This is a genomic window from Rhizobium sp. 10N414, from assembly GCF_056394785.1.
Window position 1 is genome coordinate 12,282 of record NZ_JBFTIN010000056.1, and the last position, 15,082, is coordinate 27,363.

Here is a 15,082-nt window from a genome sequence, read left to right on the forward strand (position 1 = left end):
AGTGTGAAATACACGGAAAACAGATTTGCTTCAGGCGCAGCTGGTTGCGCCTGAAGCAGAGCATCTGGTTTCGTCGATCCGCCTAGCCGATCGACATCAGGCTGGCATTGCCGCCGGCCGCGGCGGTATTGATCGAGGTGGATACCTCTTCCAGAAGCCAGTTGAGGCAATAAGCATCCGGATCGCGCTCGAGCTGCTCTGTCGAAGCGGATTGTGTGAGCAGCAATGGGCCCGGCATCGCGGCGATCTTTGCGAGCATGGCGGAGACACGATCAGCATCGCCTTCAACAAGTGCGCCAGCCATCGGCTCGGTCTGGGCACTTGCCTCCTTCCAGGAAATCCGCTGTGCGACGCTGACGGGAACATCTTTCAGCGTCGTGCGGAGGCTCCCATCGCATTCGATTACCGCGCTGTTGCCGGTGGCAAGCACAGCCGAGACCTGGCGAATGAGCCCGGTCCGGGAGACCGGAGCACACAGGATCGCTCCGCGGGGATGAAGCGCATAGAGGTTGCGCTCACCGACGGGGCCAGCAAGTTCGGTTTCAAGTCCGAGGGCCGACTGGCTGCCGAGATGGCGCGCCATTTCAGCATCCTCGGAAAGGCCCTGCTGGTCCAGCCACTTCGCAAAGTCCGAAAGAGCCGGGTCGCTGTAGACGGAACTGTGCTGCGGTGGGATCGGTGGCGTCGTCACTAAGCGCCCGAGATAGAGCGGCCCGCCCGCTTTGGGGCCGGTGCCCGACAAGCCGCGGCCACCGAAGGGCTGGACGCCGACAACTGCGCCGATGACGTTGCGATTGACATAGAGGTTGCCCGCCTTCACCTGCGAGGTAACGTTCGCAATCGTTTCGTCGAGGCGTGTATGGAGCCCGAAGGTCAGGCCATATCCGGTTGCATTGATCTCGTCGATCAGGTGGCCGAGGTCCTGGCGGCGCCAGCGAACGACATGGAGAACAGGCCCGAACACTTCGCGCTTGAGTTCAGAGATCCTGTTGATCTCAATGATCGTCGGTGCAACGAAGGTGCCATTCCTGGTCGCATCGGGCAATTCGACGCGCTCCACAGCACAGCCGGAACGGCCCATGGCATCTACATGCTTCTCGATAATCTCCTTGGCTTCGGCGGTGATTACCGGGCCGATGTCGGAGGCCAGCCGGTTGGTGTTTGCGATCGAAAGCTCGCGCAACGCCCCCTTGAGCATGGCCAGCGTGCGATCAGCGACGTCTTCCTGCAGGCACAGGATACGAAGTGCCGAGCAGCGCTGCCCGGCGCTGTCGAACGCCGAGGCGATCACGTCGCCAACGACCTGTTCGGCGAGCGCCGAGGAATCGACGATCATGGCATTCTGACCGCCAGTTTCGGCAATCAGCGGAATCGGCTTGCCAGCCTTTGACAGACGCTTGGCAAGTTCCGACTGGATCAGTCGGGCGACCTCGGTCGAGCCGGTAAACATCACAGCGGCGGCTTCAGGCGCTGCGACGAGGGCCGCCCCTACCCTTCCGTCGCCGGGAACCAGTTGGACGACATCGTCGGGGATACCAGCCTCATGCAGGATGCGAACTGCTTCGGCGGCGATCAGCGGCGTTTCTTCTGCGGGCTTGGCAAGAACCGGGTTGCCGGCAACAAGAGCAGCAGCCACCTGCCCGGTAAAGATTGCCAATGGGAAGTTCCAGGGGCTGATGCACACGACCGGTCCGAGTGGCGCATGCGAAGGGCCAAGGGTTCGGCGAGTCTGCTCGGCGTAGTAGCGCAGGAAGTCGATTGCCTCGCGCACTTCGGCAATTGCATTGAGCAACGATTTGCCGGCTTCGCGGATGATGAGGCCGAGCAAGGTCTCCATCCTCGCCTGCATGATGTCGGCAGCGCGATCAAGAAGTGTTGCCCTTTGACCCGGCGTTACCGATCCCCAGGACGAAGCAGCTTTCAGGGCGATCGCGGCTGCCGAGGCGACCTCTTTTGCGGTTGCTTCGCGTACTGTTCCGACAACGTCGCGGTTGTCGGCCGGGTTGAGAACGTCGCGGGCAGTTGCCGCCTCGGTCTGGTTGGTTGGCGCGGCCGACCACGAGAGGGTGGCGCTCGCCTTCAGTGTTTCTGTAAGCGCCTGTAGCGATGTTTCATTGGAGACATCAAGGCCGGCAGAGTTGCGGCGCTGGCCGTAGAGGTCGGAGGGAAGCGCAATCTTGTCGTGCTTCTGGCCGGGCACCTGCATTCTCGCGACAATCTCAACCGGATCGGCGACAAGCTCGTCGATGGAGACATTGGGATCGGCAATCCGGTTTACGAAGGAGGAGTTGGCGCCGTTTTCGAGAAGGCGGCGCACAAGATAGGCAAGCAGCGTTTCATGGGTGCCGACAGGAGCATAGATGCGGCACGGGCGGTTGAGATTCTGCCGGCCGACAACCTCGTTGTACAATGGCTCGCCCATACCGTGCAGGCACTGGAACTCGTACTTGCCGACGTAGTAGTCGGAACCGGCCATGTGGTAGATGGTGGCGAGCGTCTGTGCATTGTGGGTGGCAAACTGCGGGAAGACGGCATCGGTCGCGGCAAGCAGCTTCTTGGCGCAGGCAATATAGGAGACGTCCGTGTAGATCTTGCGGGTAAAGACAGGGAAGTCTTCAAGGCCATCAAGCTGCGCGCGCTTGATTTCGGCATCCCAATAGGCGCCCTTGACAAGTCGAACCATGATGCGGCGACCGGCGCGGCGGGCAAGATCGATGATGAAGTCGAGGACAAAGGGGCAACGCTTGCCATAGGCCTGGACAACGAAGCCCATGCCGTTCCAGCCGGCAAGGTCCTCGTCCAGGCACAGCGTTTCGAGGATATCGAGCGACAGTTCCAGCCGGTCGGCTTCCTCCGCGTCGATGTTCAGGCCGATATCGTAGGACCTGGCGATCAGCGCAAGTGCCTTCACCTTCGGCAGCAATTCGCCCATGACGCGCGCGCTCTGGGCTCTCGAATAGCGGGGATGGAGGGCCGAAAGCTTGATCGAGATGCCGGGGCCTTCGTAGATGCCGCGGCGGTCGGACGCCTTGCCGATCGCGTGGATCGCCGCTTCATAATCCTTGTAGTAGCGTTCGGCGTCGGCGCCTGTGGTCGCGGCCTCGCCCAGCATGTCGTAAGAGTAGCGGAAGCCGCGTTGTTCAAGCGGCCTTGCCCGCTGCAGCGCCTCGTCGATCGTTTCGCCGGTAACGAACTGCTCGCCCATCATGCGCATCGCCATGTCGACGCCACGCCGGATGACAGGCTCGCCACAGCGTGCAATCAGGCGGGTGAGCGCTGCCGAGAGGTTGCGATCGTTGACTGTCGAGGTGAGCTTGCCGGTTACCACCAAACCCCAGGTCGCGGCGTTGACGAAGAGCGAGCGACCGCCGCCGAGATGCGACTTCCAATCTCCTTCAGCAATCTTGTCGCGGATCAGGGCATCGCGCGTTGCTGTATCGGGAATGCGCAGCAGGGCCTCGGCGAGACACATGAGTGCCACGCCTTCCTGGCTCGAAAGAGAATATTCGTGCACGAGCCCTTCCACGCCGGTGCCCTTGTGCTTGGCGCGAAGCGCTGCAATGAGCCTGCGAGCGGTCGAAGCTGCGTCTTGCCTGACCTTTTCCGGCAGCGTTGCAGCCTCGGTGAGGCGGGGAACACAGACGGTCTCGGGCGTGCGGTAAGCTGCCGTAATGGCACGACGCAGCGCGCTTTGCGGTCGGACCGCCGGCGCGAAACCCTCGAAAGGATTTGCAGCGTCACGCGGCTGCACGCCATTGGTTTCGTTGCCCACCGTATCGTTGGTGATCGTCATGTCTTTGCTCCAGATCAGGTATGGCTGATACATAGCAGATCTATGAAGTTGATTTCACTTGAAATAGGCTTGAATGGAGGGTATTTGCCTAATTTACACGGAAATCAGAGGTAATATCGTGAATACCATCGCAAACAGCAGAGAAATCGACCAGTTCGATCACAGGATTATCGAGGCCCTTGTCGCCGACGGTCGCATGTCGATTACCGACCTTGCAAAGAAGGTCGGCCTGTCCAACACTCCTTGCCAGGTCAGACTAAAGCGATTGATCGAGGATGGCTATATTCTTGGCTTCCGCGCAATCGTCGACGTGAAGAAACTTGGCAAGAATCATGTCGCGTTCACAGAGGTAAAGCTCTCCGACACGCGTGAGCACGCGCTGAAGGCCTTCAACATCGCCGCGCGGAAGCTGCAGGAAGTCGAGGAGTGCCATATGATCGCCGGCGCTTTCGACTACCTCTTGAAGATCCGCACATCAGACATTGCCAACTACCGTCTCGTGCTCGGCGAGAAGATATCGAGCCTCCCCTTCGTCGCCAGTACATCGACCTTCGTGGCCATGGAGGCGGTCAAGGAAAACGGCGCCTGAAGGTCGGCCTGGCCCAGCTCAGCCTGAATTTTCCACCGCCCGCCCCGCTTGGCGCGGGGGAAAATATCCGTTGCGATATATTACCTATTTACAACTAACATGTCAGTCTGCTACGTCTAACACATTGCCTTGGAGGATGGATATTGACTGAGAAATTTGGGCTTTCCGTTGCGCTTGCCACGCCGTTCGAAACCAACGGCGAGATCGCTGTCGACACGATGATTAGGCAGGCAAAACAAAGCATTGCAGCTGGATGTTCGAGTGTCACGCTATTTGGCACCACCGGCGAGGGATCGTCGATTGGCACCCAGGAGCGTGAACATATCCTCGGAGCATTCCTGGATGCCGGTATCGAGCCGCGGAAGATCGTCATGGGAGTGCTTGTTGACGCCGCCGAAGATGCAGCAGCGCAGGCTGGGTATGCGCTTTCGCGTGGCGTGCGCAACATCCTGCTTGCCCCGCCCTCCTACTTCAAGAATGTGAGCGATGACGGCCTCTTCAAATGGTTCTCGGCGGTCTTTGTGATCCTCGGCGACAAGGCGCGCGACATCATCGTCTACAATATTCCCTCCGTTACGATGGTGCCCCTGACCGTGTCTCTGATCGGGCGTCTGCGGACGGCCTTTCCAACGGTTGTCACTGGCGTGAAGGATTCGTCCGGCGACTGGCCGTTCACCGAAGCCCTTTTGAAGGCGCACGGTGACCTCATCATCCTGATCGGCGACGAGCGCCACCTTGCAAAGGGTGTACGCCTCGGGGGACAAGGTGCGATCTCCGGGATGGCGAACTTCCTGCCTGCGCAGGTCAAGCTGATGGCGGAAGAAGGCAGGGACGATGCCCGCGTCGAGGATTTTGTCGCCGAACTTCTGAAGTATCCGGTTACCCCGGCAGTCAAGGTCATGGTAGCCAGGCAAACCTGCGACGATGTGTGGCTTGCGGTTCGCCCACCACTCATTTCGATATCTGGCGAGGGGCAGGAGCAGCTTGCTCTTGCCTTCGATTCACTTTTCCGCTCCAAGGCTGCATAGGCGCCATGTACGAGGGGGAGGCAATGGACGGACTGGAGGAGCAGCCGACGCTGCGGGAAAAGGCGTATGAAAGCTTCACGCGCCACCTGCTGGCGCGCGACGTGCGCCCCGGCCAATTTGTCTCCCAGCGCCGCCTCGTCGAGTTGACCGGCCTGACGCTTGCTGCGATTCGCGAGCTAATCCCGCGGCTCGAGGCCGAAGGACTGATCAAGACGGTCCCGCAGCGCGGCCTGCAGATCGCCCATATCGACCTCAATCTCATCCGCGAGGCTTTTCAGCTCCGGCTCTTCCTGGAGAAGGAGGCGGTGGCGCTTTTTACGCGCTCCGCCTCCGATGAAACGATTGCCGGGCTCATCAAGCAGCATCGCGATATCGCCGAAGCCATCGCCAGTGGCGACGCTTCCCATGAGCTTGAAGTACGCGCACAAGCCGTCGACTGGGGCATGCATGACGCCTTCATCGACGCGCTTGGCAATACGATCATTTCCAACGCCTACCGGGTCAATTCGATCAAGATGCGCCTGATCAGCCAGGAACGCTTCCGTATCGACGGGCGTGTCGGTCCTGTCATGGGAGAGCATCTCAAGGTCCTGGAGGCGATCGAAAGCCGCTCGGCCGAGGATGCGGTGAACAACCTCGCCGCTCACATCAACCACGCCAGGGATCGTGCCCTGCGGATCTAATTGCATCATAGCCGGCGATGAGGAGATCGGCGGCAACAAGAGGAGGACTTACATGCCATCATCATTCTTGAATCCCACCCGGCGCGGCTTTCTCGCCGGTACCGCGGCACTCGGCGCCAGCAGCCTCATGGGCGTGCGCTCTGCATCGGCGGCCGTCGACTGGAAGCGTTTCGCCGGCACGACGCTGGAAGTCAATCTGGTCAAGAGCCCTCGCAGCGAGACACTCATCAAGTATCTCCCGGAGTTTGAAGAGCTGACGGGCATCAAGGTCAATGCAGAAGCGACGCCAGAGCAGCAGCAGCGTCAGAAAACCACGATCGAACTGAGCTCAGGCAAGCCGAGTTTCGACGTGGTGCATATGAGCTACCACGTCCAGAAGCGACAGTTCGAAAAGGGCGGCTGGCTTGCCGATATCAGCGGCTTCCTCAAGGATCCATCGCTGACTGATCCGTCGCTGGTCGAGAGCGACTTTGCCGGCGCCGGCATGACCTTCGCCAAGGACCCTGAAGGCGTCCTGCGCTCCCTGCCCTTCTCGGTGGACTACTGGATCGTGTACTGGAACAAGGCGCTCTTCGAAAAGAAGGGGCTTTCCTATCCGACCACATTCGAGGAAATGGCAAGCGCTGCCGAAGCGTTGACGGATCCCTCGACCAACACCTATGGCTTCGTCGCTCGTGGCCTGAAGAACGCCAATACGCCGGTCTGGACGACGTTGTTGCTCGGCTACGGATCGAGCCCGCTTGGGGCGGACGGCAAGCTGCGCACCAATTCCGAAGAGGCTGTTGAAGCGGCCAAGCTCTACCAGCGCCTGATGACCAAAGCCGCTCCTCCCGGCGTCTCCGGCTTCAATTGGGCAGAAGCCCAGTCGGCCTTCCTGCAGGGTAAGATCGGCATGTGGCTCGATGGCGTAGGCTTTGCGCCGCCGATCGAGAACCCGGAAAAGTCGCGTGTCGTCGGCCAGGTCGGTTACGGCATCATGCCGAAGGGTCCGAAGGCCCAGGCGGCGGCAACAACCGGAGACGGGCTCGGTGTCGTGGCTGCAAGCCAGAAGAAGGAAGCCGCATATCTCTTCTGCCAGTGGGCGATTTCCCATGACATGGGTGCGCGCCTGCTGCAGGCTGGCGCCGGTGTTCCCTTCCGTCAGTCGATCCTTGAGGATCAGAAGGTACGCGAAGGCGTGAAGATGCCGGCCGCATGGCTCGATGCTGTCGCGGGCTCCGCAAAGGTGTCTCAACTCACCTTGCCGATCATCATTCCCGTCACGGAGTTCCGCGACATCTATGGCGTCGGGCTCACCAACATGATCGGTGGCGCCGATCCGGCTGCCGAGCTGAAGAAGGCGACGGCTCAGTTCGAGCCGGTGCTGGCACGAAGCGAGGGATAATGTCTTCGGTGAGCATGGAAGCCGCAACCGCGGCCAAGGCCAAGCAAAAGCAGAGGAGCAAACAGGGTCGGTTTGCTCCCAACTATTGGCCTTTCGTCATTCCCGCGCTGATCGTCGTGGCGGCTGTGATCGTTTTTCCCTGGGTCTTTACCCTGTGGATGAGCGTCAACAGCTGGACGCTTGGCCAGGCACAGGTCTTTGCCGGGTTGGATAACTACCTGCGCCTGGCGGTCGACCCGCGCTTTTGGGACTCGTTGTGGCATACCGTGCTCTACACGACGTTGTCGGTCGTCGCTCCGCTTTTTCTCGGAACGCTGGCCGCGCTCATCTTCGATACCCAGTTTCCACTGCGCGGTATCCTACGCGGGGTGTTCGTGATGCCGATGATGGCGACGCCGGTCGCCATCGCGCTCGTCTGGACGATGATGTTCCATCCGCAGCTCGGGGTCCTGAACTACCTGCTTTCCTATGTCGGGATCGGTCCGCAGGAATGGATCTACAACCAGATGAGCGTCATTCCCTCGCTGGTGCTTGTGGAAACCTGGCAGTGGACACCGCTCGTCATGCTGATCGTGCTCGGGGGCCTCGCGGCCGTCCCGCGCGAGCCCTACGAGAGCGCGGAAATCGATGGCGCCAATGTCTGGCAGAAGTTTCGGTACCTGACACTGCCGATGATCGCGCCGTTCCTGATGATCGCCGTGATCATTCGTAGCATCGATGCGGTCAAGAGCTTCGACATCATCTATGCGATGACGCAGGGCGGACCGGGCACCGCGTCGGAGACGATCAACATCTATCTCTATAACACCGCGTTTTCCTACTATGACATCGGATATGGCTCGGCGATGGCGGTCGTCTTCTTCGTCCTGATCGTTATGCTTTCCTTCATTCTGCTGATGATAAAGCAGCGCGCCAACTGGTCCGACGGGGAGGCACGCTGATGAAGCGCAAGGCACTCGATCGCATCGGACTTCTGTTCGTGGCGCTGGTGATGGTGTCGCCGGTGGTGCTGTTCTTCCTCTGGATGATCTCACTGTCCTTGAAGTACGAGATCGACAACGGCGCCTTCCCCCCGATCTTCATCCCCGAACGCTTCGCCTGGTCGAACTACGTCAAGGTGTTCGAGGAGAACAACTTCTTCCTTTATCTGTGGAATTCGGTCCTGGTAACGGGTGCGGCAACGCTTCTGGCGCTTGTTATCGGCGTGCCGGCTGGTTACGGCATTGCCCGCCTGAAGGCTGAGAAAGCCGCCGTCGTCATCATGATTGCGCGTATGACGCCCGGCCTTTCCTTCCTCATTCCGCTGTTCCTGCTGTTCCAGTGGCTGAACCTGCTCGGCACGCTCTGGCCACAGATCATCATTCACCTTGTCGTAACCGTCCCGATCGTCGTCTGGATCATGATCGGCTATTTCGAAACGACGCCGATGGAGCTGGAAGAAGCCGCAAGCATCGACGGGGCAACGCCCTGGCAGGTTTTCCGCCTGGTGGCCTTGCCGATCGCAAGGCCCGGGATCGTCGTCGCCTTCATCCTGTCGGTGATTTTCTCTTGGAACAACTTCGTGTTCGGCATYGTCCTTGCAAGTCGTGAGACGCGTACGCTGCCTGTCGCGGTCTACAACATGCTGTCGTTCGAGCAGGTCAGCTGGGGTCCGCTTGCTGCCGCGGCCTTGATCGTCACCCTGCCGGTATTGATCCTGACCGTCTTTGCACAAAGGCAGATCGTTGCCGGCCTGACGGCGGGTGCGGTGAAGTGACATCGACGATCCCGAGCAAGCAGCAGTCGAAGCCGGCGCGGCGTATTCTGTGCGTCGGAGCCGCTGTTCTTGATACGCTCTTCAGGGTCGATGTCATTCCCGCCGGCCAAGGTAAAGTGCTGCCAACCGACATGTTGCAGATCGCAGAAGGAATGGCCTCGAGTGCCGCTTATGCTGTTGCAAGGCTTGGCGGGAGCGCCAGCATCTGGGGCGCTGTCGGAGATGACGAGACCGGCGAGCGCATCATCGGCGATCTGGCTGCAAGCGGCATCGATACCGCTGGCATGCGTTGCGTGGCAGGCGCCCGCTCAGCCGTATCGACGATCCTGATCGATGATGCCGGCGAACGCCTGATCATACCGTTTTATGATCCGCGGCTGCATCACGGCGTCCAACCCGTCTCCGCTGAAGATATCGCGGCATTTGATGCTGTTCTGGTCGATGTGCGTTGGCCAGAGCTCGCTCTCAAGACATTGCTTGCTGCCCGAGAAGCAGGCATTCCTGCCATCCTCGATGGCGACGTTGCGCCCGAAGGCGTGATCGAGATGCTGGGGCCGGCCGCAAGCCACATTATCTTTTCGCAACCGGCCGCCGAACGACTGACGGGAGCATCAGATCCGGTGTCGATCGTTCGCCAGTTGAAGGAGACGTTCGCTCATGCCTTCGTCAGCGTGACATTCGGCGAGAGAGGTTCTTACTGGTTCGATGATGATGACGCCCTTATCCGTCATCTCGAGGCACCACGCATTAGAGCCGTCGATACGCTGGCCGCGGGCGATATCTTCCACGGAACCTTTGCGCTGATGCTTTGCGAGGGCATGGCGATGGAGGATGTGATGCGCTCGTCATCGATGGCGGCGGCCATAAAGTGCCGGACGTTTGGAGGGCGCATCGGGGCGCCTGATCGAGCAGAACTTGATGAGGCGTTGACGAGTTGGCCGGCCCGTGCCGTCGACGTCACCCGACCCGCTGACCAAGCCGTTTAAAGATCATGCCAGACGACTACCCCAGGGTCTCGCGCTCAGGCGGTGCATTCACTGGGCGTCGGCGGCGCAGCCTCTGGTAACAACGGCAGGGGCCAGAAGTAAGTGAGCTTGGGGCACCGGTCGGGTCATCCTCCTGTTCCGGTGTCCCGACCAGTCGCCCGTTTCCCGTGCCGACGCAGTCCACCAATCGCAAGCGGAAGCTGGCGAGAACTCATTCCAGTTGCTCGGTGAATGACGACCGCGACAATGCGTTGATGCCGTCTCGCTGGTTTGTGGGTAAGTCCATCCGATCTGCCAAATTGGCACTCAAACCGTTCGCTTGCATATTGGGGCGCACCTGACGGACATCGGCGCCTGGCGGGATCAATGTTTGGATGTCTTGCTTCGCCCACGCCTCATGTCCCGAACCTGGTCCGCGGGGTTCCGTTGTAGGACGGTCGCCGCAACAAGACTAGCCGCATGGACTTGGACCCACTGACTGTCGTTCGCGGCCACCGCACCCAGCCTGCGGCCCTCACCCTCCACCTTGCCTACGAAAGTAGACATCGGCACGGACACCTCGCTCCAACCGGTTCCCGAAATCACAAGCTTGGCCGAGTGCGCGGTTTACCCCACAAGGTCTTCGGCCGCGTACAATACGTCGACCAAGACCTCGTTGGCGAAATCCACCGCCAGTGGCGTGATCCCGTTGGACGATCCCGCTGGCCTTCTTTCTATTGAGTGATGATATCGCGGATCGTTTCGCACGTGCGGGCGCAACTCGGCGATTTCCTCCGGCGTTAGTCTCTGTTCCGTGACGATCTGACAGGCCACCCTGTCGATGCGGAATTTTCCCTCGCCCCCGTCAATTCTGGCAGTGGCGATCGCCCCGTCGTGCATTGCGATCTGTGTCACGACGCCCGCAGCGTTCGCTAACCTGTGCGTTCCTATTGCCGGCCCCACTGGCTCAGTTTCTAGGCGGTGTCTTCGCAATTCCACCGTCTCACCCGGCACATGCGAGTTTCAAATCACGTCGATGTAGAAATCGGTGCCTTCCCACTGCTGCCTAGTTGTCCAGAAGATGGTGAAGACGACGATGCCAGGGCCGAGCATTTTGGTCGGCAAGTCGCAGACATGAGTACCGAAGCCCGTATCACGGGTATGGCTGTCCGTGACATGAGCCCAGGCGTCGGTCGACCAATGCACGATGGCAGTCTCACTCAGTTCAATGCGCAGGCTACGTCCTGTCGCCATCACGGTCCGCTTGTCGGTCAGGCGCCAGGCGAAAGGCGCAATCGGCGGCTGACCGGCGACATAGCGCGCAACAGTCTGGGGTGGCATGTCGAAAATGACTCCATCGCGGATCGAGCGCAGCAATTTGATGTGTTCCGCATGGGCCCAGACCAAGGGCATGGCGCTACCGGAAGGGCGACCAAGAAAGAGCTCGCGTTCGGGCACGTCCTCATTATCCCAAATCTGCTCGGGCAGTAAACCGCCGTCGCTTGCCGAGGCTTCTAGTGCCGCCAGCAGGCGCCGCGCCTCGTCCGGTCGCCCGGCGGCGAGCTCATAATGCGCGCGTTCACCGGTCAGAAGCGGCCAGAGCCTGCCGACGCCGCTGCCGGCGAAGGGGGCGCCGTCGACGCGCTCGCCATAACCGTCATCATTGTACCGATACCAGTAGGATCCGGCCGGAAGATCGCGCCGCAACTCGGCATCGATCGCCGCCACGGTACCGAGGATACGCGGATCATCCGCGGATCGAAGACCGAACCGGACAAGCGCAAGCGCATCGGGGCTGAGAAGCAGATCCGCTTCGATGACGGCCGCGCCGTCGTCGCGGTTGCGGATCGGGATGAAGTCGCGACCGAGCGAGGAGCTGCCGCCCGTCGCCGTGGCGATCCGCACATAGTAGCCATCGATGCCCAACCGGCGCGACAATTCCGTGTCGGAGGCGTAAGTCCATTCGTCGATCCGCTCGCTCCAGCCGTCGGCTACCTCGCGAAGGTATTGCGCCGCCGACAATCGCCCGGCCGCCTCCACCGCGTCGGCCGCCGCGAGCAACCCGGCGATCTCGACGGCGAGCGTAAAAGGGGAATAACCGGCATCCTCCTCCCAACGATCCTGCTGGGTGGCGGGACCGTTTCTGACAATATAGGCCGCAGCAGCCTCGATCATCGGCAGGTATCGGCCAGCCCCCGACGCGTCGATCTCGCCGGCGCGCAGCAGCATGTCGTAAAGCAGGATGGGAAACGCCGTCTCGTCCATCTGGATGCCATGCCAGTAGGGGCGGCCGTCGAGCCAAGCATTCTGCACCCAATGGCCATCGGCTTCCTGGATCGCGGAGAGATAGTTGAGCACCGCACGCGCGTCGGTTCCCGCACCCGCGGCAAGCAACCCGCCCGCCGTTTCCACCAGGTCACGCGTCCAGACGAGATGGTAGCCGCCGAGGTCGTCGTCGCTCTTGTTGAAACCCCAAGGGATGGAAAGGCTCGCTATGATGGCGCCCGAGGCATCGTCACAGTGGGTGGCGAGCACGCCTGTGCTGACGCGGTACCGGTTCAATCGGCCAGGTTCATGGGGCTCGTCGAGGGTGAGCAATCCCCCCTGCCAGTCCCGCCAGCCGTTGCGAAAATGCTTCAGCGCCGGCTCGATACCTTGTTCCAGGCTGAGTATGGCCCGAAAGGCAGCTTCCTCGGGTTGCGTGCCGAAGCCGATGGCGATCTGCACCCGCCCTCCAGTTGCCTCCATGTCGAGCGTCCCCGATAGCGCGACGTTGCCCGACGGCGCACAGTGGTATTCCTCCTTCAGCTCCTCCCCGCGCGACAAAGCCTGCCAGCCATCGGAGAAGCCGGCATAGCCCGCCGACCGCGCAAGCCAGGGGACAGATGCAGCAATCGCAAGCGCTCGTCCCGAGCCCTCGGCGAAGAGCATGGGCCGACCCTTGAAATCACCACACCAAGCTGTGTTATCGGCGCCGCCGTTGACGAGATGCGGCGCAATAAGTGCATGCAGCCGGTAGTCGGAAAGCTTGCCGGCCAAGGCCTCAAAACGGAGGTCCTGCAACACCACTTCGCGCTCAGGGTCTGAAAGGATGGTCTTGGAGATCCGATAGCGGCCGTCGTGGGCGGTGTTGACGAGACGAAACGCCGGAACACCGTCCTCGACCGCATGGACTTGATGATCTGTGTCGCGCTTCTCCTCGGAGAAATAGCCGTCCCCCGTCACGATGAAGCCGAAATCGCGGACGCAGGCCATATCGAGCCGCGGCGCGTAGATCTCGTTAAGGATTCCGTGGCTTGCTGTGAACCAAACGCGGCTGGCCACGCTGACGGCGGTGCCAACCGCGCTCTTGTCGCTCGAAGTCCAACGGGGCTCGATACCGGGTGCGCCTGGTGGGACAAGAGCACCGGGGGGCAATGTCGGAAAGGCCAACTGCTGATCCTCCGTTCAAAATGCACTCTTCTTCAGTGAGCCATCATCGGGTTGAAATCAAGCGACGCCCCATTGCCTTCTGGAACTCGACAGCCGGTCCTGATCTTGACCCCGATAGCGCAATGCGGGAGCAATTATGGGCACGGCCCCTAGAGGAGCGCAGAACATGGCTGGGACGACTGAAACAATCGCAGCATCGCAAGAGCGCAAGCATGGCAAGCCCGAGGCGAGCACCGGACCGGCTGATCGCACTGTGCTTGCCATCGATATCGGCGGGTCGCATGTGAAGGTTGAACTCAGCAGCGGCAGCGAACGGCGCGCTGTCGAATCTGGCCATCAGATGACAGCGGCCAAGATGGTGGCGGCACTGCGCAAGCTCACCGAAGACTGGCACTACGACCTTGTCGCGATGGGATATCCCGGACCGGTTATCGCCCACCGGGCCGCCGCCGATCCATTTAACCTCGGGCCGGGCTGGAAGAATTTTGATTTCGAAGCAGCGTTTGAACGGCCAGTGCGGATGGTAAACGACGCACTCATGCAGGCGATCGGCAGTTACCAGGCAGGCCGCATGCTCTTTCTCGGCCTCGGCACTGGCCTCGGTTCGGCCATGATCGCCGAGAACGTTTGCATGCCTCTGGAACTGGCGCACATGCCCTACCGAAAGGCGACATTCGAGGATTATGTCGGCGAACGCGGCCTGAAGCGTCGCGGCAAAAGCAAATGGCGAAAATCGGTATTCGACGTCGCCGACCGCTTGGGTGCTGCCCTGCTGCCGGACTACATCGTCATAGGCGGCGGCAATGTCGACCGGCTCAAGGAACTGCCACCGAAGTGCCGCCGCGGCAACAACGACAACGCCTTCCGCGGCGGTTTTCGGGTCTGGTTGGATGACAGCCTGCGCATCTAAACTCGACGCCTCTCACGAAAGTGGATGACCTATTTGGGACGACTGCAGGGCTTGGCCTCCCAACGTGATCCCAAGCCGAACGGCAACCCCCTTATGAAGGGGTAGGTCAAGGCCTCAACGCCGTCGTCTCGTAGAGCGACGCAACCCTCACCATAGGCTTCAAGAAGATTGCAAAGAACGGCCTGAGCTGGACGCGAGCAATTTCTGGAGCAGTTGGCGATGCGCGGGAGCGCCTACTGGGTCAACAGCTGTGGTTTGAGATCACCTTGCAGGGTTTCGTCGACAGGGCGCTTCTTGGCATGCATCGGCTGTTCAAGCACGGTGACCGGCGCGGCGACAGCCGTGGCTGCGACGTTACCGATGGTCGTCACTGTTCCGCCGACGACAGCGGTAAGTCCCTGGCCGAGCGTGACGTTGGAATCCGTCAGCGTCTGACCGGTGACGATCCGCTGGCCAATCAGCTGGACGATTTCAGGACTTTCGGCGAACTTGCCGTGGTTCAGGCCTTCGCCTTTGACCTTGGTGAGATCGATGGCGGTAAT

12 protein-coding genes are annotated in these 15,082 nt (G+C 60.8%); 8 read left to right on the forward strand and 4 right to left on the reverse strand.

All coding sequences use genetic code 11. The features are described from left to right. Positions 1-82: 82 nt before the first annotated feature. Entirely contained in the window at positions 83-3,793 is a 3,711-nt protein-coding gene (gene putA / locus AC1DE4_RS29125; protein WP_477884314.1) for a trifunctional transcriptional regulator/proline dehydrogenase/L-glutamate gamma-semialdehyde dehydrogenase, read from the reverse strand. 127 nt (positions 3,794-3,920) lie between these two features. On the opposite strand from putA, the gene AC1DE4_RS29130 reads away from it, so the two are divergent. From AC1DE4_RS29130 to AC1DE4_RS29160, 7 genes are all read left to right on the forward strand, one after another. Further along, positions 3,921-4,382 carry an Lrp/AsnC family transcriptional regulator gene (locus tag AC1DE4_RS29130; protein ID WP_477884337.1) on the forward strand — a complete coding sequence of 154 codons (462 nt, stop codon included), beginning with the start codon at positions 3,921-3,923 and terminating at the stop codon, positions 4,380-4,382. A gap of 143 nt (positions 4,383-4,525) precedes the next feature. Next, on the forward strand, positions 4,526-5,410 hold the full coding sequence (locus tag AC1DE4_RS29135; RefSeq protein ID WP_477884316.1) for a dihydrodipicolinate synthase family protein: 885 nt from the start codon (positions 4,526-4,528) through the stop codon (positions 5,408-5,410). Between the two features lie 5 nt (positions 5,411-5,415). After that, a complete protein-coding gene (locus AC1DE4_RS29140) occupies positions 5,416-6,093 on the forward strand; it encodes a GntR family transcriptional regulator (protein WP_192303034.1) in 678 nt (225 codons plus the stop codon). A 52-nt stretch (positions 6,094-6,145) separates the two neighbouring features. Next, complete coding sequence (locus AC1DE4_RS29145; RefSeq protein ID WP_477884318.1) at positions 6,146-7,477, forward strand: ABC transporter substrate-binding protein; 1,332 nt, start codon at positions 6,146-6,148, stop codon at positions 7,475-7,477. Then, a complete protein-coding gene (locus tag AC1DE4_RS29150; protein WP_477884320.1) occupies positions 7,477-8,418 on the forward strand; it encodes a carbohydrate ABC transporter permease in 942 nt (313 codons plus the stop codon). Before AC1DE4_RS29145 ends, AC1DE4_RS29150 begins: the two co-directional genes overlap by 1 nt. Further along, complete coding sequence (locus AC1DE4_RS29155; protein ID WP_477884322.1) at positions 8,418-9,233, forward strand: carbohydrate ABC transporter permease; 816 nt, start codon at positions 8,418-8,420, stop codon at positions 9,231-9,233. The genes AC1DE4_RS29150 and AC1DE4_RS29155 overlap by 1 nt, the downstream gene beginning before the upstream one ends. Continuing rightward, the gene (locus AC1DE4_RS29160) at positions 9,230-10,219 is read left to right on the forward strand and encodes a sugar kinase (RefSeq protein ID WP_477884324.1); all 990 of its coding nucleotides are present in this window, start codon (positions 9,230-9,232) and stop codon (positions 10,217-10,219) included. Before AC1DE4_RS29155 ends, AC1DE4_RS29160 begins: the two co-directional genes overlap by 4 nt. Before the next feature lie 606 nt (positions 10,220-10,825). On the opposite strand, the gene AC1DE4_RS29165 is transcribed toward AC1DE4_RS29160, so the two are convergent. Together AC1DE4_RS29165 and AC1DE4_RS29170 are read right to left on the reverse strand one after the other, a co-directional pair. Then, positions 10,826-11,113 (reverse strand): hypothetical protein, encoded by a 288-nt coding sequence (locus AC1DE4_RS29165; RefSeq protein ID WP_477884326.1) that lies wholly within the window; start codon positions 11,111-11,113, stop codon positions 10,826-10,828. 108 nt (positions 11,114-11,221) lie between these two features. Then, on the reverse strand, positions 11,222-13,630 hold the full coding sequence (locus AC1DE4_RS29170; protein ID WP_477884328.1) for a glucan 1,4-alpha-glucosidase: 2,409 nt from the start codon (positions 13,628-13,630) through the stop codon (positions 11,222-11,224). Positions 13,631-13,796: 166 nt separating this feature from the next. On the opposite strand from AC1DE4_RS29170, the gene AC1DE4_RS29175 reads away from it, so the two are divergent. After that, complete coding sequence (locus AC1DE4_RS29175; RefSeq protein WP_477884330.1) at positions 13,797-14,540, forward strand: ROK family protein; 744 nt, start codon at positions 13,797-13,799, stop codon at positions 14,538-14,540. Between the two features lie 233 nt (positions 14,541-14,773). Here AC1DE4_RS29175 and AC1DE4_RS29180 read toward each other — a convergent pair. Continuing rightward, positions 14,774-15,082 (reverse strand): alpha/beta hydrolase (locus tag AC1DE4_RS29180; RefSeq protein ID WP_477884331.1); only part of this gene is annotated, 309 nt, incomplete at its 5' end.

Coding starts and splice junctions, on each gene's coding strand:
- putA (WP_477884314.1), bottom strand. CDS start 3,793: ATGACGATCACCAACGATACGGTGGGCAACGAAACCAATGGCGTGCAG.
- AC1DE4_RS29140 (WP_192303034.1), top strand. CDS start 5,416: ATGTACGAGGGGGAGGCAATGGACGGACTGGAGGAGCAGCCGACGCTG.
- AC1DE4_RS29145 (WP_477884318.1), top strand. CDS start 6,146: ATGCCATCATCATTCTTGAATCCCACCCGGCGCGGCTTTCTCGCCGGT.
- AC1DE4_RS29150 (WP_477884320.1), top strand. CDS start 7,477: ATGTCTTCGGTGAGCATGGAAGCCGCAACCGCGGCCAAGGCCAAGCAA.
- AC1DE4_RS29175 (WP_477884330.1), top strand. CDS start 13,797: ATGGCTGGGACGACTGAAACAATCGCAGCATCGCAAGAGCGCAAGCAT.